At 43.2% G+C, this 21,566-nt stretch carries 20 protein-coding genes; 3 read left to right on the top strand and 17 right to left on the bottom strand.

Going from position 1 to position 21,566, the window contains the following annotated elements:
* From ACEN86_RS10455 to ACEN86_RS10445, 3 genes are read right to left on the bottom strand one after another with little or no spacing between them, the layout of a single operon-like run.
* On the bottom strand, positions 1–351 hold the full coding sequence (locus ACEN86_RS10455; RefSeq protein WP_495630582.1) for a DUF1048 domain-containing protein: 351 nt from the start codon (positions 349–351) through the stop codon (positions 1–3).
* Between the two features lie 13 nt (positions 352–364).
* Positions 365–712 (bottom strand): DUF1048 domain-containing protein, encoded by a 348-nt coding sequence (locus ACEN86_RS10450; RefSeq protein WP_495630581.1) that lies wholly within the window; start codon positions 710–712, stop codon positions 365–367.
* A complete protein-coding gene (locus ACEN86_RS10445; protein WP_495634275.1) occupies positions 709–1,017 on the bottom strand; it encodes a PadR family transcriptional regulator in 309 nt (102 codons plus the stop codon). The genes ACEN86_RS10450 and ACEN86_RS10445 overlap by 4 nt, the downstream gene beginning before the upstream one ends.
* Before the next feature lie 279 nt (positions 1,018–1,296).
* Between ACEN86_RS10445 and ACEN86_RS10440 the strand changes: the two genes are divergently transcribed.
* Positions 1,297–4,428 carry an Ig-like domain-containing protein gene (locus ACEN86_RS10440; protein ID WP_495630580.1) on the top strand — a complete coding sequence of 1,044 codons (3,132 nt, stop codon included), beginning with the start codon at positions 1,297–1,299 and terminating at the stop codon, positions 4,426–4,428.
* A 61-nt stretch (positions 4,429–4,489) separates the two neighbouring features.
* Here the strand turns inward: ACEN86_RS10440 and ACEN86_RS10435 are convergent, their stop codons facing one another.
* The 10 genes from ACEN86_RS10435 to ACEN86_RS10390 form a co-directional block, all read right to left on the bottom strand.
* Positions 4,490–6,406, bottom strand: coding sequence for a phosphoinositide-specific phospholipase C-related protein (locus tag ACEN86_RS10435; RefSeq protein ID WP_495630579.1), 1,917 nt, complete (start codon positions 6,404–6,406; stop codon positions 4,490–4,492).
* A 73-nt stretch (positions 6,407–6,479) separates the two neighbouring features.
* Positions 6,480–6,833 carry a YrdB family protein gene (locus tag ACEN86_RS10430; RefSeq protein ID WP_495630578.1) on the bottom strand — a complete coding sequence of 118 codons (354 nt, stop codon included), beginning with the start codon at positions 6,831–6,833 and terminating at the stop codon, positions 6,480–6,482.
* A 299-nt stretch (positions 6,834–7,132) separates the two neighbouring features.
* Positions 7,133–7,759, bottom strand: a complete 627-nt coding sequence (locus ACEN86_RS10425) for a hypothetical protein (RefSeq protein WP_495630577.1) — start codon at positions 7,757–7,759, stop codon at positions 7,133–7,135.
* Between the two features lie 274 nt (positions 7,760–8,033).
* Positions 8,034–8,579 carry a DNA topology modulation protein gene (locus tag ACEN86_RS10420; protein ID WP_495630576.1) on the bottom strand — a complete coding sequence of 182 codons (546 nt, stop codon included), beginning with the start codon at positions 8,577–8,579 and terminating at the stop codon, positions 8,034–8,036.
* Between the two features lie 578 nt (positions 8,580–9,157).
* Positions 9,158–9,643, bottom strand: a complete 486-nt coding sequence (locus ACEN86_RS10415) for an NUDIX domain-containing protein (protein ID WP_495630575.1) — start codon at positions 9,641–9,643, stop codon at positions 9,158–9,160.
* A gap of 231 nt (positions 9,644–9,874) precedes the next feature.
* Entirely contained in the window at positions 9,875–10,357 is a 483-nt protein-coding gene (locus ACEN86_RS10410; protein WP_495630574.1) for a hypothetical protein, read from the bottom strand.
* 307 nt (positions 10,358–10,664) lie between these two features.
* Positions 10,665–11,195 carry a dihydrofolate reductase family protein gene (locus ACEN86_RS10405; RefSeq protein ID WP_495630573.1) on the bottom strand — a complete coding sequence of 177 codons (531 nt, stop codon included), beginning with the start codon at positions 11,193–11,195 and terminating at the stop codon, positions 10,665–10,667.
* 594 nt (positions 11,196–11,789) lie between these two features.
* Positions 11,790–12,338 (bottom strand): GNAT family N-acetyltransferase, encoded by a 549-nt coding sequence (locus ACEN86_RS10400; protein ID WP_495630572.1) that lies wholly within the window; start codon positions 12,336–12,338, stop codon positions 11,790–11,792.
* Positions 12,339–12,388: 50 nt separating this feature from the next.
* Entirely contained in the window at positions 12,389–12,922 is a 534-nt protein-coding gene (locus ACEN86_RS10395) for a DinB family protein (RefSeq protein WP_495630571.1), read from the bottom strand.
* 96 nt (positions 12,923–13,018) lie between these two features.
* Entirely contained in the window at positions 13,019–13,918 is a 900-nt protein-coding gene (locus ACEN86_RS10390) for a LysR family transcriptional regulator (protein WP_495630570.1), read from the bottom strand.
* A gap of 113 nt (positions 13,919–14,031) precedes the next feature.
* Here ACEN86_RS10390 and dapA point away from each other — a divergent pair, with 113 nt between their 5' ends.
* A complete protein-coding gene (gene dapA / locus ACEN86_RS10385; RefSeq protein WP_495630569.1) occupies positions 14,032–14,928 on the top strand; it encodes a 4-hydroxy-tetrahydrodipicolinate synthase in 897 nt (298 codons plus the stop codon).
* Here dapA and ACEN86_RS10380 read toward each other — a convergent pair.
* Positions 14,907–16,493: a stalk domain-containing protein gene (locus ACEN86_RS10380; protein WP_495630568.1), complete on the bottom strand. Its 1,587-nt coding sequence runs from the start codon at positions 16,491–16,493 to the stop codon at positions 14,907–14,909. The genes dapA and ACEN86_RS10380 overlap by 22 nt on opposite strands.
* A 226-nt stretch (positions 16,494–16,719) precedes the next feature.
* On the opposite strand from ACEN86_RS10380, the gene ACEN86_RS10375 reads away from it, so the two are divergent.
* Positions 16,720–17,214: a DUF6803 family protein gene (locus ACEN86_RS10375; RefSeq protein ID WP_495630567.1), complete on the top strand. Its 495-nt coding sequence runs from the start codon at positions 16,720–16,722 to the stop codon at positions 17,212–17,214.
* Here the strand turns inward: ACEN86_RS10375 and ACEN86_RS10370 are convergent.
* From ACEN86_RS10370 to ACEN86_RS10360, 3 genes are all read right to left on the bottom strand, one after another.
* Positions 17,211–18,602: a sensor histidine kinase gene (locus ACEN86_RS10370; RefSeq protein WP_495630566.1), complete on the bottom strand. Its 1,392-nt coding sequence runs from the start codon at positions 18,600–18,602 to the stop codon at positions 17,211–17,213. The two genes, ACEN86_RS10375 and ACEN86_RS10370, sit on opposite strands and share 4 nt — an antisense overlap.
* Positions 18,592–19,305, bottom strand: a complete 714-nt coding sequence (locus tag ACEN86_RS10365) for a response regulator transcription factor (RefSeq protein WP_495630565.1) — start codon at positions 19,303–19,305, stop codon at positions 18,592–18,594. Before ACEN86_RS10365 ends, ACEN86_RS10370 begins: the two co-directional genes overlap by 11 nt.
* 116 nt (positions 19,306–19,421) lie before the next feature.
* Entirely contained in the window at positions 19,422–21,476 is a 2,055-nt protein-coding gene (locus ACEN86_RS10360) for a molybdopterin oxidoreductase family protein (protein WP_495630564.1), read from the bottom strand.
* Positions 21,477–21,566: the final 90 nt, after the last annotated feature.

The following is a 21,566-nucleotide window of genomic DNA, read 5'->3' as shown; positions in this document are numbered from 1 at the left end:
TTATTTAGCTTTATCAGTAGCTTTCTTAATGGCCCTGTTAACTTCCTGGTTCACGGATTCTTGGTAGACATCAGCGTAGGTTGTTGAGTCTTTGATCAGCTCATCGCAAAAAGCCGCTACATCACTACCTGTTACTTCGAGCACGCCTTTCCCCAAAGCTGCACCCTCTTCAAATAGGTCGACAATCCCTTGCAGCAAACCCGCTCCTTCGGTTAACTCCACAGGGCCGACTTTGAAGAAATATTTTTGCATTTCTTTATATACGATCTGGTAATCTTGCGGAAGCGCTCTGACTCTGGCCACATGGGCTCGCCACTCTTTTTTGCCTTCGATGATATCTCGAATTCTCATCTTCAATGCCCTCCTATTTGCCTAATTTTTTGGCGACATTATGATTGAGTTGTTGGCGCCACTTGTCGCGGTAAGACTTTGCCCCTTCTTCACCGGCCAGAGCTGAACAGAAGCCCTTGAGATCATCACCCAAGACCTCCTCTACACGCTGACCGTCCGCAGCCGATTCTTCAAGCAAACCAAGGACACCGTCAAGAATCGGCATGAGGTTACGACCCGTGAAATTAGAGTACGACCAAAGATTTGTTTTGATTTCTTCCCATGCAGCTTGATAATCTGCCGGCAGCTTCTTTGCTCGTAATTCAAAGCCTTTAAACTCCTTGGTCATGTCGCTGCCGGTAATTTTTTCCCAGAAATTCATGACTTCTCCCCCTTTAACTCGTTAATTTTTGACGATAAGAACGCCCATTTGTCCCAGAACCTTCTCAGCTCCTCACGCCCTGCTTCATTAATCGCGAAGAACTTTCGCGGGGGGCCCATGTCGGATGGCTTCTTGGTGGTCTCCACCAACTTGTTCTTCTCAAGCCGGACCAAGATCGTATATACCGTCCCCTCTACTACATCGGCGAAGCCGAGGGCATTCAGCCGCCGCGTGATTTCGTAGCCATAAGTTTCATTGCGGCTAATAATTTCAAGAACGCAGCCCTCCAGCACTCCCTTGAGCATTTCCGTTAGGTTATCCAGCGTGATCACTCCTTGCTACTCTGTAAGACTGGTATTCAGTGTTACTTACTACCACTACAAAGTAACACGTAGTAGCTGGATCGTCAATAGTGTTTGCTTCTCAAAAAAATAATTGTACAAAAGACATATTCATTGTTCTAATCCCAAGGCACTACTTTTACCAAATTTATGAAGTTAGTGGGATATCTTATCTTTTGATCTTACTGAATAATTGAGAAGAGCCTCGATCAAGAACATCGTATCAACAAAATCTTGGAGGGAGTGACAATCGTCGTGTTCTATACCCTAATTCGTAAAGGTAGTGCTGCTCTTCTTAGCCTTTCCCTTGTTTTAAGTATTTCAGCTGGTGTCGGTTACGCCTCATCAAATGATGAGAAGCCAGCCATCGAGTGGTCCCGCCAGTTCGGCATGGATGAACAGTTCTTAACGGGCCGCAGCATCACCTCATCTTCTGACGGTGGTTACATTGTTACTGGCAACTTCAGTTCGTCAACAGGAAGAACTTATATTCTGAAGCTGAATTCTGCGGGTAAGAGCCAATGGGAACAAAAAATTCAGTATGATAATCGCCAATTTACATCAGCCGATAAGACCATTGAGACGAAAGACGGTGGGTTTCTAGTTGCGGGGAGTACTCAAAGTGAAAGCGGAATAAGCAATATTTTGCTAATAAAACTTGGCGCTCAAGGGAATGTGGAATGGGAGAAAGAATTTGACTCTGGTTTTAATGTACACTCGTTGGCCGTGGCAGAGACAAAAGATGGCGGCTTCGTAATTACGGGTGAGAGCTTTGGCGGACAGGATGTCCAGCAAGCTTTTGTCCTTAAAGCAGATGCTCAAGGGCAGCAGGTGTGGCTCAAAAAGCTTAAATTTAGTGATGAGCAGTCCTATACGGATATTATCGCTACGCCAGATGGCGGTTCCATTTCCGTTGGCACCCAGTACGACCTTTATTTCAACGATCCTAACAAGGGTGCACTTATCACCAAGCTAAATGCAGATGGAACTGAGGCATGGACCAAGAGAATGTCTACACCGGATTCCCTGCGCGTAGCCTCCTCAATCGCCCCCTCAGGGGATGGCGGATATGTGATCTATAGCAAATCTTCTAGGGATGATTATTATTTAACCAGAATAGACTCAAACGGCAATAAAAAATGGGAGAAAAAGCTCGCTTCCTCACCAGACCGTAACTTTGTAAATAAAGTGGTCCAGATTGAAGATGGGTATGCCCTTTTCTCGGAATATAAGACAAATACCTCTGATGTTCAAGAAAGAAAATATGAGCTTTTAAAGTTGAATAATACCGGTGATACGCGGAACATATCGGATTTTACCATCAAAGGCTTTGATCACATGACTGGGTTAACCGCTTCACAAGATGGTGGATTTGTACTGTTAGGCGAGGTGAAAGGCGCAGATTATAATCGCTTCATGCAGGTGACCAAGCTCGCAGGACCAAACAGCCAGCCTGGAGAACGCATCTTGGAGGGGATCAGCTTTCCTGATACCAGTAAGACAATAGCTGTCGGGGAGCACGCAGCGGCGATCATCATGGCTAATTATTCGGATGGGTCCAAAGAAGCTATCAAAGACTCCGTCTCCCTCACCTCAGACGATAGTGGAATAGCGGCGGTTGACCCCGACGGAATCATAACAGGAATTAAGCCGGGTAGCACTACGATTCATGCAGAATTTAAAGGCTACCGGGCCCAGTTAAACGTAGAGGTGTTCGATAATCCGAACCATGGAGATGCCGATCATTGGTCATATCAATACGGAAAAGACCAGTATTATTTACTTGGACGGAGCATTATCCCAACTTCAGACGGAGGTTATATTGTAACAGCGGACAGTAAGGATCAATCCATCAGCAGTACCAGAGCCTACATCCTTAAGCTGAATGCTGCTGGTAGAATTGAATGGCAGCAAAAACTTCAGCATGGCTTGTCTGAATACACCCAGCCTTTGAAAGCTATTGAGACTAAGGACGGCGGGATTGTGGTCTGTGGGACCACCAGAATCCAGGACGATCGTCCGCGTAACCAGGTCTTCTTGGCTAAGCTCAGTGCTCAAGGGGTTCTGGAATGGGAGAAAGAATTTGACGGTGGAGGCAATAAGTCGGGGAACTCAGTAGCCGAGACTACCGATGGCGGATTCGTTGTTACCGGCGCAACTCTCTCCATTTCTGGTGAGGACTTAGCTTATGTACTGAAGACGGATGCCCATGGGCAGCTCGTGTGGGATAAACGCTATCGGTTCGAGAGCAACCAGAACTACAATGATATCGTAGCTACAACGGATGGCGGCTCCATTGCTGTCGGTACGATCACAACTTATGTAGGCAGCAATGAGAATGATAGAGCTATTATTACCAAGCTTAGCCCAGACGGGGATGAGTTATGGACCAAGAAGCTCCCCCCGGCTGGTCGCGATGCCTATTCTATTCTTTCAACAAAACAGAGTAATTACTTAGTCGCCAGCCGAGCGCCGGACGGGATTAATTACTTAACCGAACTGGAATCATCCGGTAAAGTGTTGTGGGAAGAGTCTTATGAAGCTTTAGATGGCCAGTACTTCTATAAAGTCTCCCCCTATGGCCAGGGTTACGTACTACTTGGTAATCAAACAACGGGAGAGTATCCCAATACGCAGACCAGGTCTGCTGATTTAAAGCTTGATGACAATGGACAGGTTGTAGCCAACATTTATTTTAGCGAACCCAATTTATCCGGACTTGATCAAGGAACCATATCCCCAGATGGTAAATTTGTACTCATGGGAGCTGTTGAAGCAGGTGAGGATAAGTTCGCGATACAAGTAACCAAGAGCGCAGGAACTGATGGGCCGCCAGGTGACCCGCTTGTGACTGGAATCTCATTCGCAGATCCGAATGCCAGACTTGTCATCGGCGAACGAACAACTGCTCCCGTAAAAGCCCGCTACTCCAATGGAGCGGAAAAGGTCTTTAGAGGACCTGTATCCTTCACCTCAGAGGACGAGAAGATAGCCACCGTAGACTCCAAGGGTGTCATTACAGGCATAAAGCCAGGCAGCACAATAGTCCATGCCGTCTATCAAGGGCATACGACCCAGCTTCAGATTGTAGTTAACGACGTCACCGAAGGAACATTCTATCTGGATTCTGAGGAATACTCCTTAACGGTGGGCACTTCTGTTGATACGGTAGCCATCTTCAAAGATAAAGACGGAAAAATTCATGACATAACCAAAGCGACCACCTTCAAAAGTGAGAACCCGGCGATCGTTGATTATGATCAAGACGGGAATATTAACGGTATTCGTGCAGGGATTACCTACATCGATGCTGAGTACCAAGGTAAGACGTATAGAGCTTTGGTACAGGTGGTACGCGATTCCGTACCGAACTAGAGAACTGACAAAGTAATTATCTCGGCCGTTTCCCGGTATTTCACCTGGAAACGGCCTTTTTTTACCAACTCCAACTAGTGACTGTGAATTTATCCGGGTACCCAGTATATCTATTATTGGACGCAATAACCATATCGATATTATTGATGAATTTGTATTTGTCAGTCTCATACATACTGTCTGGAGAGTCCCAGAAGCTCCAGGCAATATTCGCTGGGCGGGTTTGGTTCGTATAGGCTCCAAGATATTCTAGGTAACTTTTATTCAAATATACCCCTCGAAGACCAGCTTCTACAGCTGAAGCGAAGTTGATCAGCAGCTGCCCCGGTTGCTTATGTTCGAAACTTTCTATGAACAGCTTCCATTTTTTATTGTAATAATAACCTTCCCCCTTATACTCATCCTGCACATACACTTCGAAAGCACGCCGTTCTTCAGAAGATAACAAGACCGGAGTTTTCCCCCAAGAGACGGGGGCACCCAAATCCAGTTCATGGGCGTCATTCTCGCGCGTTAACAGATATATACGCCCCCTTACCTGCTCAAGCTTGGGCATATCCTTGCTCTTAAATAATCTCTGCCCGCAATGCTGGTCTAAGAAGCTTGCCATTGCTGCAAGTGCAGCTTTTTTTTCATCCATTGTATGATCAAGACCGTGCCAATCATCAACTTTTATAAGGATTGCAATCATTTCAGTCTTATAACGATCCAGAAAATCTACACATTCCTTCAAGAAACTTTCCAGAGTTTGATACTCATTAACGTCTGCTCCAAGCGACCAGTTCCCGTGACAAGTCATGAAAGAATATTGACCATCTGTTTTATGAATGCTTACTCGGAGGTCAAGCAGACGTATGCCTGCTTCTAACTGTTTGGTTATGGACAGACCTTGCGTAGCATAAGGGGTTTTCCAGCTATTAATCGCTGCCGAGTCATGCTTACCGGGAATCGCAATGTCGCAGATCAAGGTGTAATTAGGAATGTAGCGCATCCACTCGGTGTTTTTCTTGAAGCTAAGCTTGCAATTTACAGGCTGGGGCGCTTCATAAGATTTTGGATCCATGCCCTCAAATCGAATATTTCTTCTCCATGCCTCACCATCAAAGCAGTGATAAGCAAAGATATCGTCGCTTTTAACGTAAAAGAGATACATGCTCTCCTTAAAGACTATTGCGGACGGGCTGCCTTTTGATGTGTCTTTTGCTCCATGGTTAAACAGATCATTATAACGCCAACTGTTTCCGTCAAAATCAATGAGAATCATATGAGGATGTTGTTTCGCCGTATATGCGACGTACAGTTTATCCTGAAATGCAACAGCAGCCGGGGTTTTAGTAGTTTCCGTAATTATTTTTCCAGGCTGTATCACGATAGTTTGATCGCCATGGCAATTGTCTTCGGGATCCATAAAGGCTGAATATATTTTATTGTTGCCTTGACCTTTATATATGAAATATAGAAGGTTGTCAAAAACAGCAAGTGCAATCTTCTCATCCGTCTTGGTTTCACCCTTATTTCCTTGTACCACGATTTTAGTCTCGCTGCCTTTCCAAAAGGTCCAGTCCTCGTCCGAAATACCCCTATTCTTAATTACATTAATATTCAGATGCTCCCCGACAAAAAAACAATAAAGTACATCATTGTATACAATGAGGCTGGGGCTTTTAGTGGTAAGCGGATTCAATTTACCATTTGTCAGTTCGTGAATCGGCTTATTTAGATGCCATCCATTCTCATCCATCACGGCAAGGTAGATTCGGTTGCTTTCATCCCCTTTATAAGCCATGTAAAGTTTAGACTGAAAAAAAGCTACACCTGGCGTCTGTGAGCTCAAAGGTCTGAAATTCGGCCAATTCAGTGGTTCATTACCTGTCCATTTACCTTGATCGGCTTCCGAAGCTTCTACGATAGAATGGCTGTACATTCCGCGATAATAAAGTTGAAGATACTCATTCACTGGTAATGAATCATGTCCCACAGAATTCCCTCCAAATTACTAAAAATATGTATATTCCAATTAATAACATGGTTATAATTTATTTACAATAAATTTATTTAAGTATATCCTCAGGCCTATGATTAAACTTAATAATTATGAATCTATTCACCAAGGACACGAGGATAAAGATTATTGCAAAGACTTTGAATCCTTTACTTAGTAAACACAGAAATGCAGCTCCAAAAATCATTATTTCGATGAATACGATTCCTATGATTGGCAGCTTAATTGTCGCTTTTGGTGATATGAACTTGCCCCAGATTATGGCGGTAATCAGCGGGAATCCAACACCTAGAACAAACTGAATTATTAGATTAGAACCAAAATGAAACCCCCAGTAACTTACTGCAAACAATATGACGAGTTCCAAAATAAATCGTATAGTCAGGTTAATAGCTTTAAACATGGAACACTTCCTTTCGTTATATTTATAATGAACTCAATATCTTTATTTTCTATTCTTCAAGGGTATGACTAGTTTTAATCCTGACCATACTTCATCAATAGCACAACATAGGGAACAATTCCTCTTGGGTTTTAGAGAATATATGAACTAGATCAATGTCATTGGAGGTTTCCAAGCCTTTTTACTAGCGGCGTGCCAGAATAACCAATATTCATAGATATACTTCCTCCATTCTCGTAAACCGCCTTGAAAGTAACCTATTTTCTTGATCATATTAAGGTTAATGTCACTTAACATAATTAGTCTAATGACGTTAACTCTTGAAGAACTTCCTCTACATCACAATCTGGATTTAACATCTGAATCATCTCTGCCGAAATTGGATTCCCATTATATATATTCGCAACAATATCCAGTGGAGGCGTTAAGTCAAAGTAATCTTTCGCGAATATCACAAAATCCTCTGGTGTTTGAAAAATTGTACCTAATAAAAAATTAGAACCGTCTTCTTCTGCATCTGGAATCTCTACCTCTCCCTTTTGCCATACAAGATCACAATTTTTACGCCATATACAGAAAGTAACATCCTCCTTTCTTATTGCTTCATCCTCAAGTAATAAGAATAATTCCTTTGGAACTCCGTCATAAATCCCTGGCCATATTTCATGTTCATCTCGCGCATATGGACTTAATTCCGACTCATGATCAAAACCTTTTATAATGGTCCCCTGAGGAGCAAATAGGATAAACAAATGATCACCTGCTCCATTATCAATCTTGGCCATTGAAATTTTATCTTTCCACTCTGGAAAATAACTATGGTAACGAGTCCATTCTTCACGACATAGAACTATATTTAATAAAGCATGGATTTTCATAAGTCTCTTCAACTTTATCGGTTCTGGCAAATTATCTAAAACGTTCATATTTATTCATCTCCTATTTATAAATTTATTAATTTATCGCATAGACTTTTCTTATTTAGCTGAAAACGTACTGAGGAGATGATTCGTGGCTGAATGGGATTAGATGATTTTTACTGTTTTCCCATAACGTTGGTACAATCACTACGCCCCACCATCTCAAATCCCGATAGGACCACATTAGAAGCGGTTATGTGGTGCGGGGTTATACGCTGAATCCACTTCCCGAAATCTTTCTAGCGGACCGAGTAGCGAAGCCCGATGCTTGAATGCGGTGTTATAGGATGTTCTCGTCTTCTTTGAAATATCCTACACTACTGGTCTTTATCTCTTTTAGTATTTTCTCAACCTCTTTGTGTTTGCGTATAATAATAATTCGCTTACTTCTTGAATACTCAGATAACTTTAGTAATATTCCTGGTCTTTTCATTTTTCTGAACGTCCATACCCACTTTACAAATTCCCAATCTAACTTCTCGGGACATCCCTCATTCATATCTAGTCTTGCTTTCTTATGATTTATAATCCTTCTTTTCAACACTCGATATGTGTTCATTATCGGGGACATGTCAAGAAATATGATCACATCTGCTGCTTTCATTCTTAAATCTATTGTTCTTCCGTAGTTTCCATCTATTATCCATTGGTCTTGTTTCACTAGTTTAAGTTGAAATTCATCCCATTCTTCATTCGGTGTCGCATTCCAACCAGGACGCCAAAAGTATGCATCCAAATGGTGTACAGGTAACCCAGTTACCTCCCCAAGTTTTCTAGCAAAAGTCGACTTGCCCGAACCGCCTGAACCTATGATCATTATCCTCATCAGAGTTATTACCTTTCTATGGTTTTGCCTTGCGAAAATTTCCTATGATGTTCTTGTATTCAAGAAACGACCCAGCCTTAGATAGTTCCTATCTTAGGCTGGGTCGTTTGCTGTCTGACCTTCTTCCATGATTATACATCTGACAACCAAAGGGCGGAAGTCCTGCAGGTGAATACTGTGTTATGTGAAGTTGATTCTTTTCTAATCTACTTTAACCATTATTTTATTCCTGCAATAAATATAAGTTCTGATCAATATTTTCAACACCTTGATTATTTAGAACCATTATAATATTCTTTCATTTCTTTAGCATTCCTGTATTCTTCCATGCCAATAAATAAATGCTCTGAATACATCGTTTATCTCCCTTAATCAATTTCACATAACTTTCTTGTATTCACGAACCCTCACCTACATACGGGGCGTATGCCTCGCGTCCTACGGCTTAGCCAGTGCAGGGTTGTCCAATTGCTGCCGCTTCCCCGTAATCCCTCTGCCGGACAAAGGGGCGAATGGGCCGATGCGTGAATATGGTGTTATAAGAAGCTGGGACCTTCTTTGAAATACTCACCCGCTCTCTATTCTTCTAATAACTTCAAACTTTCTAATTGATGATCTTCAATAAGATCTATAGTTCTTCTATTGTTTACATATTCTTTTATTTGTTTCGAGATATTCGGTATTAAAAGTAGCGATTCTAACTTATCTACTGGAATCCACTTAACTGCGACTTGGTGAGGATCTGGTTGACGAGGAAGTTTGGGGATCGAATTATTTATTAATTTGCATTCAAATATAAGATGTAATCCATGTCTTTCATTTACATTATAGTCGCCTGATTGTTTATGAGGCGCAAACTCATATATTAGAGCTAATTCACCGACTTCGACTTCTGCGCGGGTTTCTTCATATACTTCTCGAATAACACCCTCAACTATTGTTTCTCCAGGCTCTAATCCTCCGCCGGGTAGATTGTAATGGATTCCATTATGATCATACTCAACTAATAGAATTAAATTATCTTTAATAATTAAGCCAGTACATCTAATTTTGACATGTGGCAAGGGAAACACCTCTTGATAGTGTTAATTTGAATTTGATCTATATCGGGTTGCCCAATTTCGTATAACATTCTTGTGTTCACGAACCCCACCGACTTAAGCTTTCGGAAGGGGTAGGTGTGCTTTTCGCAGTTAGTCATGTGCGGGTTGTCCGCATGCTTCACTTACTCGAGATCCGTCGGGCGGACCGAGGGGCACAAGATCGATGCCCAGAATACGGTGTCGGACTAAGTTCTACGGTTTATCGAATACACCTACATATTCTTTATAATCGCTTAATTCCTCTAGTGCTTCTTGTCTTAAAATCTTTACATCTCCATAGATGCCTTGAGCTGCTAAGTAATATCCATCATCTAACCGATGCAATTTATATGATAAATCCTCTTCCATCTCAAAAGCGTTTCCCTGAAGGTGCAAACTCTGTAGATAAGAAAAAAATCTATCATCAGTGATTTGGCCATTCTCATATTCAGAAACAAGCTCACCTATTATCTTATACAGTGGTTCAACAATTCGACTCTCGCCATAACATCTTTTTAACAAGGAAGCAATTTCACTAATTGACTTGTTTACTGACAGTGATAAATCAATAAGTTCATGAGGAAATTCTTCATTTTCGATAACACTATCAGCCCATTGAATAATTTCTTGTTTTTTGAAGAATCCTATTACAAGTCCAATATAGTAGTAACCACATAAGAGTTTTATCTTCTTCATAGTTTTCTCCCGTAGAATTTCGTATTACGTTCGTGCATTACCGACGTCCAGACGGCTTAAAGACCGAACGTCCGGGGGGCCCCGCCACTTAGCTGATTGGATATGTCGCCTGAAACTTCTACAGAAGTCCCTCTTGGTGAACAAGGGAGTGTAGCGACCGCTGTGGTATTGCACTGTTATGCGCTGTTACTGTCCCTTTCAAATAACCTTCATAAATCAAGCACTACCTGAATTATATTTAGGCTTTCGATTTTCCGTTCTCATATATCTTATTTTGTTGTTCCTTGTATAATAATCCAGGTCAGCCTTAACTATTCGAATTTGCAGACTTTTGCACATCGTACTCGAGGAGCACCATTCCGCTTGGATAAACGTGGTGCCCAACAAGTAACAATTGTCGACGTACTCCGTCCGAAGCGAGCAGTGGAACCCCACCTCCCAAAAGGATCGGGATGATCGCTGGTTCAACCGTATCTACAAGATTACACGCGAGAAGCTGGGACAAGAGTTCCCCTCCGCCATAGAGCCAGATATCTCGACCACATTGCGCGCGAAGCTCGCGAACTCGCGCTTCAAGCCCCTCGCTCACGACCTCAACATCAGGGTGATCTTCTTGCCGAAGTGATCGCGAGGCGACGATCACTTGCTTTCCGGGAAAGTCTTCACCCATAGAATGTACGATCTCGTAAGTCCGACGACCCATAAGTATTGTATCGAACCGCGCATGAAGCGCTTCAAAATCAAAAGATGGCTCTGGAGTAATCCAGTCGAACTCATCTTCAGGCCCTGCGATGAAGCCATCCAGACTACATGCAACTTGATATCGTAACCGTCTCATCCGAACATCACCTCAATCTCATTTTTTGAATTTATCTATCTCACCCGAGAAATTCATCTGCCTTGTTATAGTTCACATATCGGTGGAAAATCACCTTTGTATAATACTAAAGTAATTGCGCATAACGTTCCCATTCTGACCCACTCCTAAACCACTTTAGTCTAGCTGCACTCCAATACTCCCCATCAAAGCCATCCTTCTCAGCCTGTATATAGTTCTCTCTCTTCGGCCGTCTCCATAGCCCATCTCTTAATTTCAATTTCATTAATAACCTGGTACTCTGGGAGTGGCTTTGTTAAATAACGTCTCATGATCATGTAATTTAAGGAGTGATTAATCCTTATTGTAATAAAAATCAATTGAATTTAGATCTATATAAGAACAAGTACGGCTAATTCTTATTCGTTTATCTGGATATGATTTGTTAAAAAAGCGTCCTTGTTATTGTAATTGCGAATCTTAAATTTCATGAGAGTTACTCCTTTAAGTTTATATAGTTTTACGTCACTTTAAAACCTGCATCAGTATGTATATCTGTCACTTGCTTACTGTATGCAATATACCTCCATACCCTTAAACGGGGTATCCCCCGTTTCATGCCTCTACACTAACAATTTCTCTTTTTTCAAACCATTCATTTTCTAGCATACTCATTTCCAACACACTCCAGAATGTATTATCCATGTTCCGCGCCTCCCGGATTACCCCTTCCCTAACGAACCCGACCTTCTCATAACAGGCAATAGCGGCATGATTGAAATCTAACACACCCAGACTAACTCTGTGTAGTTTTAATTCTTCAAATGCGATGGTTAAAACCTTTTTCATCAACAATTGCCCTATACCTTGTCCTGTTAAGCTTCTTTTTCCAACCAAAACCTTACCTATTCTTGCAGACTTATTCACCCCATCAACTTGTAAATTGATGTGCCCAATTACCTCATTGTTCTCTTCAAGTACGACTCTGAATATAAGCACTTGAGCGTTTTGGGGTTGTGTATTATTGATGTAGTTATTCAATTGAGGCTCATCTAGGGGAAAACTAAAGGTTTGACCACCCCACTGAAATAATAACTTTGGAGTATCTATCCATTCCATAAGCTGGGCAAAGTCAGTACGTTCAAACTGCTCAAGTCGGATCATCAAAATATCATACCTTTCACTATTAATGTTAAAAAATTTATTTGCTTGAGTTAGTGGTATTGCCCCGTTACATTCTCACTCGTATCACATAACATTTTGGTGATTACTACAATTTGCCCCGCATGGTACCCGTAATGTGCAGAGACCTGAACAAGTAGTCGGCCAACTAATCTTGTATCGCGGGCTTCATCGACAGGAGAATCAATTCGGTGCATTCTCCTCCAGTCATCCAGTCCATATAGGACGGTGACCTCTCGTGATAGATCTTCATTTTCCAAGGCACGTAACACACTTCCCGATTCGGATCGAGTCTTGCGCAGAAGACCAATCAGCTCATCCTTTGACAATCCTTCTGTAGTAGTGAATTCGCGTGAGCGTTCCCGTATGAATGGCTTGTTGCCGATGGCGCTCACTATATTCTGATATTCGTTCCCTGCCAAATGCAGGCATAGATTCCCGATACTATTCATGGATTCTTTCAATCGCTTCCAAATAAGTTCGTCGGTCAGCAAATTTAAGCTTCGTTCGATTCGGTCTAGCTGCTTGTTCATGTCTTCCATTACATCCTTAATAAGTTCAACCATGATGGCCCCCCAGAAATTAATATCTCGAAAATAGTCATCCTGGCTTTATATATTACACGCTTGATTACGCATCTGGTCTGTTCGGAGTAATCTGTTCTAAATTGAACGAGAATCGAATGTCTCATTTGTTTGTAATTGTTCCAGAAAATAGCGTAGTGCGTTTGAAACCCACTTCTTCGGATGCATAACGAGCTGAATGTCCAGCTTGAGTTCAATATTTTTAAGGGGCAGTACCTTCAGTTCACCACGCTCAATCTCCTCGATTGCAGCCATTTGGGGCAGTATGGATATGCCAGTACCTGTCTTGATATTCCTCTTAATCGCTTCGGGATTCCCAAGTTCCAGACCAATACGATAAGCGATTCCGTTAGAACGAAGCAGTCTCTCTAAGAGCTGCCGATAATTGCATGTATGTTCGGGCATGATCCACTCTGCATCAACAAAATCCGTTAATTCAATGCGATTTCTGTCCGCAAGCGGGTGCTTGGGATTGACAATTAGAACCAGCGGTTCTTCCCTAATGGTGATCCATTGTAAGGTCGGGTCATTGGTGTCATCAGCGAGAATAAGCCCCACATCAACGTTACCTTCGATTACCTGCTGCACAATGAGCTCTTCTCGATCTGTATGTAAGCGTACGTTTAGCTCTGGATATTTCTGTCGGGTTGTCTGTATAAAGGGAGCCAGAAAATATGAAGCGATAGAATCTATACTGCCGATAGTCATTGTACCCCCTCCCTGTGCGGCCATCTTCTCCCTGGATTGATCCCAAAGCTCCAGCATTTGTCCAGCAAGTCTGAATAATTCCTCCCCGGATGAGGTCAGACGGATTTTGTTGTTGCTATAACGCTCAAATAACTGTACTTGATAAATCTTTTCTAACTTTTGTATTTGGGCAGTGACGCTAGACTGGGCATAGCCAAGTGCCTCTGCTGCTCTTGTAAAGCTCTGGCGGATCGCCACTTCCCGGAAAGTCCGCAGATAGATGAAATCCATACATGCCACCTCATCGAAAATATTGATAGTAATCATCGAGTATTATAGATAACTATGATGCAGAGAACTATGTTACATTAGATCCACTTCAACTGAAAGGGGATCTTTCTATCATGCTGAACGAACAACATGTTCATGGTATTTTCATTCCGGTAATTACTCCTTTTACGCATGACAACCAGCTTGATGTTGACTCTTACCAAAATTACATCACTCATCTAGCCACCTACGATATTCAAGGTCTGGTTATTAACGGTACTACAGGAGAGTCGCCAACCGTCACCTGGGACGAAGTAATAACACTGATTAAAGCTGCACAGGACATTCTGGTCACTATGCATAAAAACATCCCAATCATCGTCGGAACGGGAACAAACGACACTTATTTAACAGTTGCACGAACGGAAATGGCTGCTGATTTAGGAGCGGATGCAGCGATGGTGGTTACTCCATACTATAGTAGGCCGACACAGGAAGGCATTCTGGAACATTTTCGGAAGGTATCGCAAGTTGGTTTACCTGTTATGGTGTATGAAATACCTGCTCGTACAGGAACTCGGATCCTCGTGGATACCATGAGAAGAATTATGGATATCGAAGAAGTGATCGGTATAAAGGATTGCTCTGGGGGACTTGATCTGCTCACAGCTTTGAAGCAGTATGATACAAAACCATTACTTTGCGGAGAGGATGCCTACTTTCATGAGATGTTGTGTCAAGGGGCCGCAGGCGGCATGCTTGCATCCGCTAATGTTCACACCCAGCATTTTATTGAGGCATATCAGCGTTTTGCAGCTGGAGATCAGAACGGGTCAGGTGAAATGTTTAATCAGCTGGAATCTATGATCCAACTTATATTTGAGGAGCCTGCTCCCGCCCCGCTCAAATGGCTGCTTGCCCAGCAAGGGGTAATCGCCACTGAGCGGGTACGTCTGCCGCTTATGCCAGCAACGGAGCGGTTAAAACAGGGCCTGATGAACTCGATCTCTCATTTGGAACTATCCAATTGAATATTAAAAGTCATCTGCTGGACTGGAGAATCTTCGCTAACTGTAAAATCAGTAGGGCCCTCCAATTTGAACATTTGTTGATGAGCTGAATATTCACCAAGATGATAAGTTCCTGGGGGTAATGATAGATTAAATCGACCATCCTCTATAACAAAAAAGGAATAGCTCCCATTATTGTCTTTAATGGATAAAACTCCAATCTTAATGTCCTGGCCTGTTCCGGTGATTGTCCCTTTTATATTAATTTTTGGGAGTTTTAAAGATGCGGGTTTGATCACTCCATGATCTATGCTAATAAATGAATTCACCGGAAACCGATATAAAGTGTTTCGCTGCAACACATTGATCAATTTATAGTCTCCGTCAGGAATATCAAGAAAGACTTCATCTCCCGACCATCCAAATGATTTTTCCGATATACCATTTTTATTATTCGTAATAGCAACTGAACCTTCCCTTGCAGGGGTCCCATCGTTATTCTGAATAGCAAAAGATGGGATTTCATGAGTCGTCCCAGGCGTTAGCCAACTAACAATTCCTTTTGACTGTGCTCTTTCATAAGGAGTAACTCCTAGAGAATCTGGGCGGTAAGGATCTGCCCCTTTATTCAGTAGAGCTTGTATAATTCCATAACTGCCTGCGTTAACGGCGGCTGAAAGTGATTCGTCATCATAGGGATCGGCGCCATAATCTAGCAGAAGGTTCACAAGTTGAAGGCTTGGGCGTATCTCTACTTCAGAATGATCTGCCTGAACTGAATTTATTACCTGGGAAGCTATAGTTAACATTGAACCCGTTGAGTTCCAATTATAGTTAGGATCCAGGCCATGCTTGAGGAGCAATTCCAACATTTTTGCATTGCCCGACTCAATCACCCCAAGGGCATCTTTAGGCTTAAATTCTCCACTTTGATCAAGTAGAATTTGGGCAACTTCTGTCCGATTAAAAAAAATCGCGTAATCCAGAGCTGTACTATCCCCATACTCTTTTAATATTAGATTCACGTTCACTCCGCGGCTTATCAAGGTCTTTATTGTTGCTGTATCCCCACTACGGGCGGCTTCATAAAGCAGCCTTTGAAATTGATGCATTTGGGCTTCACTATATCCAACTTTGATCTGTCTATTAGCGCGGTCATAAGTTATTTCCTGGCCAAGAATCAAGGTAGCAATTCGAACTGGCACATACAAGCGGCCATTTAGAACAACTGGTGCTGTGGGAAGAGCAAAGGTTTGTTTACCTTTAATTGCTTTTAATGAGTTTAACTTTCCTTCCACACGTACGTTCCCCTTAGATACAGTCAACTTATCTTTAACTAGTGTGACGTTGACTCCAACGAGATCAAAAAAGGACTTGGCCGGAAGCAATAAATTATCCTTAAATAGGATAGGCGGGACACTCATGTTTGCTGCTTGGTGATCAATAACTAAGGAAGTAGACTGTAAGATCTGTTGTTTTTGAGCGGCTTTGCCAGGGGCAGCAGTTGCGGAAGCTGATGATAATATCATCACACTCACGGTTACAGATGGAATTAGTAGACGAGTTATGGTTTTGAGCTTGTTCATTTTCACACTCCCAAAGAGTCAATTGTTTTTATTTACAGAAATATACAATTACACCCTTTGTATATTCTCCACACTCTTGCAATTACCTCTCTTCTACCTGCATAAATTACAAAAAGCCTGATGAATCAGGCTTTTTAACATTCCACTGGACTTCTACATACTTTCCACACATCTTCCTTCTATAATCATTCTTGCAGTAACAAAACGATTATGGAGGAATCATTTCATGAACATGACACATTATATGTCGCTTCTGAGTGACAATCAGCCATGGAATCTTATTCTATTCATGGCCATCCCGGTTATTTTTGCTGAGACAATAACGGTAACCGAGTTTTTTATCCTGTTCAACAAGAAGGTCAACAGCAGCCTAAAAGCATTTAACAGGATCTGCAGCATCCTGGCAGGTCTCTATTTTACAGGAGTCTTTCTATATCTCTTTCCTACAGCTTTTGTCCCTTTGACGGTAAATGGGGAATGGCACACCTGGGTAGACATGGTTGCCGTTGGATTTTATTTGAGCGGTGTATTCTTCCTCCTGCCTCTTGCGCTTCTGGATCTCGGGGTAATTGGGCGTAAACGTTCAGCAGAAGAGAAGTTAAGACTTCACTTTATTCTTGTCAGCGGCTTCCTGGTGGTAGCACACATTGCCATGATCTTCGGAATGGTTAATCCCGAGATTGTTAGCAGCATGGGTGGAATGCAAGGCATGCATCATTAAGGTCGGTTCAAAGGGAGATGGACCTCGAATCGGGTTCCATTTCCCAGCTTACTGGTTACTCCAATTGTGCCTCCTTGTAATTCCACCAATTTCTTCACAATAGATAGGCCGAGTCCTGTTCCCCCATACTTACGGGCACGAGACTTCTCCACTCGATAGAATCTCTCAAAAATATAAGGCAGGTCTTCGTGAGGAATCCCTATGCCTGTGTCCTCCACGCTTAAGATTACGGATTCAGCGGTATACAGAAGGGTCACATGGATATCGCCCTTCTCGGTGTAACGAATAGCATTTCCCAGCAGATTCAAGATAATTTGTTCCATCCGCTTAGGATCACCATGAACCAAAGATACCGAGCCGGCGGATTGGAAGGAAAGACTTAAGCTCTTCTCTTTGGCTTTTAACTCTATCTTTTGAACAGCTTGGTCTACTAGAGTAGTCAGATTGAGTTCTTCTTCCACAAGTGTAATCCGGCCTTCTTCCACTGTGGCCAGATCGAACATATCATCGACTAGATGCTGCAGCCGGATCGCTTCTTGATGGATGATTTCCAGATATCGTTCCTTCTCCTCTTCCGTCTCATAGAGGTGATCTCTAACGACTCTAGAATAACCCTCCAAGTAGGTTATTGGTGTGCGTAGGTCATGGGAAATATTAGAAAACAATTCCTGGCGGGTATCTCGGTAATGCTGGAGATCAACCGCCAAATCATTTATCGCCTCTGCCAAGCTCCCCACTTCATCCCGGCTTTTAATTTCGAGGCGGGTTTCGAGTTCACCTCTGGCTATCCTCCTTGTTGCTTTTTGCATCTGCAAGAGCGGACGTGATAAGAGCTGTGCCAGAATCCATGTCATTCCGATGGCTAGGAAGAAAGCTCCGAGTCCGGAAAACAGCAGCACATCCCTAACATCAGAAAGTGATTGTTCCATTTGCTTCGTCGACGCCATTACATAAAGGGCTGAGGATATGACCCCTTCATTTATCAAAGGCTGACCGGTTACATAATATCGATTTCCATCGGGATCTTCATACATCAAGCTAACCTTCTTACCGGCATATATTCGGTCGAGGTCTGTTTGCCGGATGAACGACCGGTCGGTGGAGTCATGGACACCCGTGTGCAGAATGACTTTTCCGTTGTTCAAAATATGAAAGATACTAACATTAGTAAACTCCACAAATGTCTTCATAGTCTGCTCGGATGTCTTATCGGCCGCATGTGCCATAACTGTAAAATGTGAAGCGATCTCCTCGGTTTCTTTTCGCATTTCGGCAGTGTAAAAATTCGTGAACATAGTATTAAGGACAAAGCCCAGTATTAACAACACAATCAAGAACACCGTAATAATGACAAGCCCCAGCTTGATCCCTATCCGATTATTCCTCATCTTGCTTCACTGCCGCATGAAATTTGTATCCTACACCCCATACCGTTTGAATCGGATTGTAGGTCATCCCGGCCCGGTTCAGTTTCTCGCGAATATTCTTGATATGCGTATCGACCACCCGGGTTTCACCTTCATATTCGAGTCCCCATACCCGTTCAACCAGGTCCTCACGGGTGAATGCACGGGGTTGGCTCCGGGCTAAGATCAGAAGGAGATTGAACTCCTTTTGAGTGAGCTCTACAGAAACCTCATTAACATGGATCTCTCTCGCCTCCGGAACAATACCTAACTCTGGGAAATCAAGTACATTCGGACGCGTCTGCATGACTTGCGTGATCGTAGATCTACGGTATAACGAGTAGATTCTGGCCAATAACTCCTCCCGGTCGAAGGGCTTCGTCAAGTAATCATCTGCTCCCAGTCCAAGTCCATGAATTTTGTCTTTCGTTTCCATACGTGCCGTAAGCATCAGTATAGGTACAGTGTGTGTTTCTCTCACGACCCTACATACCTGCCAGCCGTCCATATCCGGCATCATGATATCGAGCAATATCATGTCAAAAGAGTGCTTTTTTATCATGGATAGCGCCTCTTGCCCCGTTGCAGCCTCCTGAATCAGAAAGCCTTCGGTCTTCAAATAAATGCGAAGTAGGTTTCTCATATTCCACTCATCATCTACGATCAATACTTGGAGTTTCGACATTGTTCTCACGTGCTCCATTCTTAAGAGGAATAACAGTTACTCAGGAGCCAAAGTACCAACCAGCCCAATATTCCGACCCAGTAATAGGGACAGATCTCAGGGACAAGTCTCATACCCTAAGCTGTAACGATTTTCTCAATTTGAGCAGCACAAGCTTTAAATTCTGGCATCTTGGAGACGGGATCAAGCGCATCAATCGTCAGAAGATTAATACACTGGTCATGTCCAAAATGATAAGGAACAAATACCGTATCCTGCCGAATCCCCTTTGAAAGCTTGACTCTGCAATTTATCTCTCCCCGGCGGGTATACAAACGAACCATTTCACCAGCTTCAACCTGATATACCTGTGCTGTAAGAGGGTTCAGCTCAACATAGGGCTCAGGACATTTCTCTTGTAAAGCTGGGAGTCTTCTGGTCTGGTTACCGGATAAATAATGGCTGATCACCCGGCCAGTCGTCAGGCGTAGTGGATATTCCTTGCAAGGTTCTTCGGCAGGAGGACGATAAGGAACGGCGCGAATTCTGGCTCTTCCATCGGGATGACTGAACCGGTGATCCATAAACATCGGTGCAAATCCGCTGTAACCGGGGTCCAATTGTTCCTCAGTCAAGTTAGCAGCTAAAGTGAATTCAGCTGATATATCGCTGACATGCTTAAAGTGTCTGAAGTACTCCCCTCTGCCCAGATATTCTGCTAGCTCGGCCTGGATAAGCCAATCCGGTTTGGCCTCCCCGACCGGCTCCAGTGCTTTGTTAATAGTAATGAACCGGCCTTCGAAATTTGTTACCGTTCCCTCATCTTCAGCCCAGGTTACGCTAGGCAGTACCACGTCGGCATACTCTGCTGTTTCAGAAAGGAAGAAATCGCAACAAACCATAAAGTCCAAGCTTTCTAATGCTTGTCTCACTAATTTCTGGTTCGGGGCTGAGACGGCAGGATTCGTACATAATAAATACAATCCGCGTATCTCTTTGTTAGACATAAGGCCCAGCATTTCGTAAAAAGATACCCCGGCCGAAGGTATTTCCTGAGGATCAATCCCCCATATCCGGGATATTTCTTTCACATGCTCCGGGTTCGTTATCTTCCTTCCTCCGGGCAGCAGATCCGACTTTTGTCCGTGCAATCTTGCACCCTGTCCATTGGCTTGCCCGGTAAAGGTAGCTACTCCTGATTTAGGCCGGCCTATCTTTCCTGTTGCGAGCGCTAAATTCACATAGGCCGACACATTGTCCACTCCCTTGTGCTGCTGCTCCACACCACGGGCTAACATCACAACCGCATGCGGAGATCTACCGAAGATCTCGGCGGCTTGCCTGATTTTCTGTGGATCTACACCCGTAATTTCACTGGTGATTTCAGGGGTGCACGCCACTACTAATTCTTTTGCTTCATCAAATCCGCCCGTATGATTGCTTACAAATTCCCAGTCTATATGTCCATTCTGAATTAATAGGTGGAGCAGCCCGTTAGCTAAAGCTAAATCCGTGCCTGGACGCAAATCCAAGTGTACAGCCGCCCGTCTGGCCATTGCCGTTCTCCTTGGATCCACTACAATCAGTTGTCCTCCACGCTCTATCATCTTCCAGATTCTTGACACAAAAGTCGGATGGCACTCCGCCGTATTGCTGCCAGCTAACAATATACAATCGGTTTGTTCCATTTCACTCCACGGGAGAGTTGATCCCAGATCGGTTCCGAACGACTGGTGAAATCCTGCCGCGGCACTGGAGAGGCAAAAACGTCCGTTATTGTCGATATGTCTGGTCTGAAGGGCTATTCTTGCGAATTTCCCCGTTGTATAACATTTTTCATTGGTCATGGATACTCCGCTTAGCACGGATAAACTGTCGTTCCCGAATTTCTCCTTCAGGCTTAAGAACCGCCAGGCGATCAGTTGATAGGCTTCCTGCCAGCTGGCTTCCCTGAATCCAAGTGACGTGCCTTTGAGAGCCGCGTTTTCCCTTATGAGTGGACGCATGATCCGTTCTTTATGATGAATCTGCTGGTAGACGGCTGCTCCTTTCACACACATCTTACCCCGGTTGATCGACCCGCTATCCCGGGGTTCTACTCCCGTAATCTGCTCTGTTTCAGAGTCTACTTTTAGAGTGATTTCACACTGCATAGCACAAAAGGCACAATGAGTTTCTACCGTCTTCTCCATCTTATGGTCTCCTTGCTAGTGAACATGAAGTTTGCGAAATACAATTTTATTAAACAACTTTACTAATTGAATGATAGTGATTTATTTCAC

It is taken from the genome of Paenibacillus sp. Paensp111 (assembly GCF_059492195.1).
Note: the sequence above shows the minus strand (reverse complement) of the source record. Positions and strands in the feature narration are given on the sequence as shown.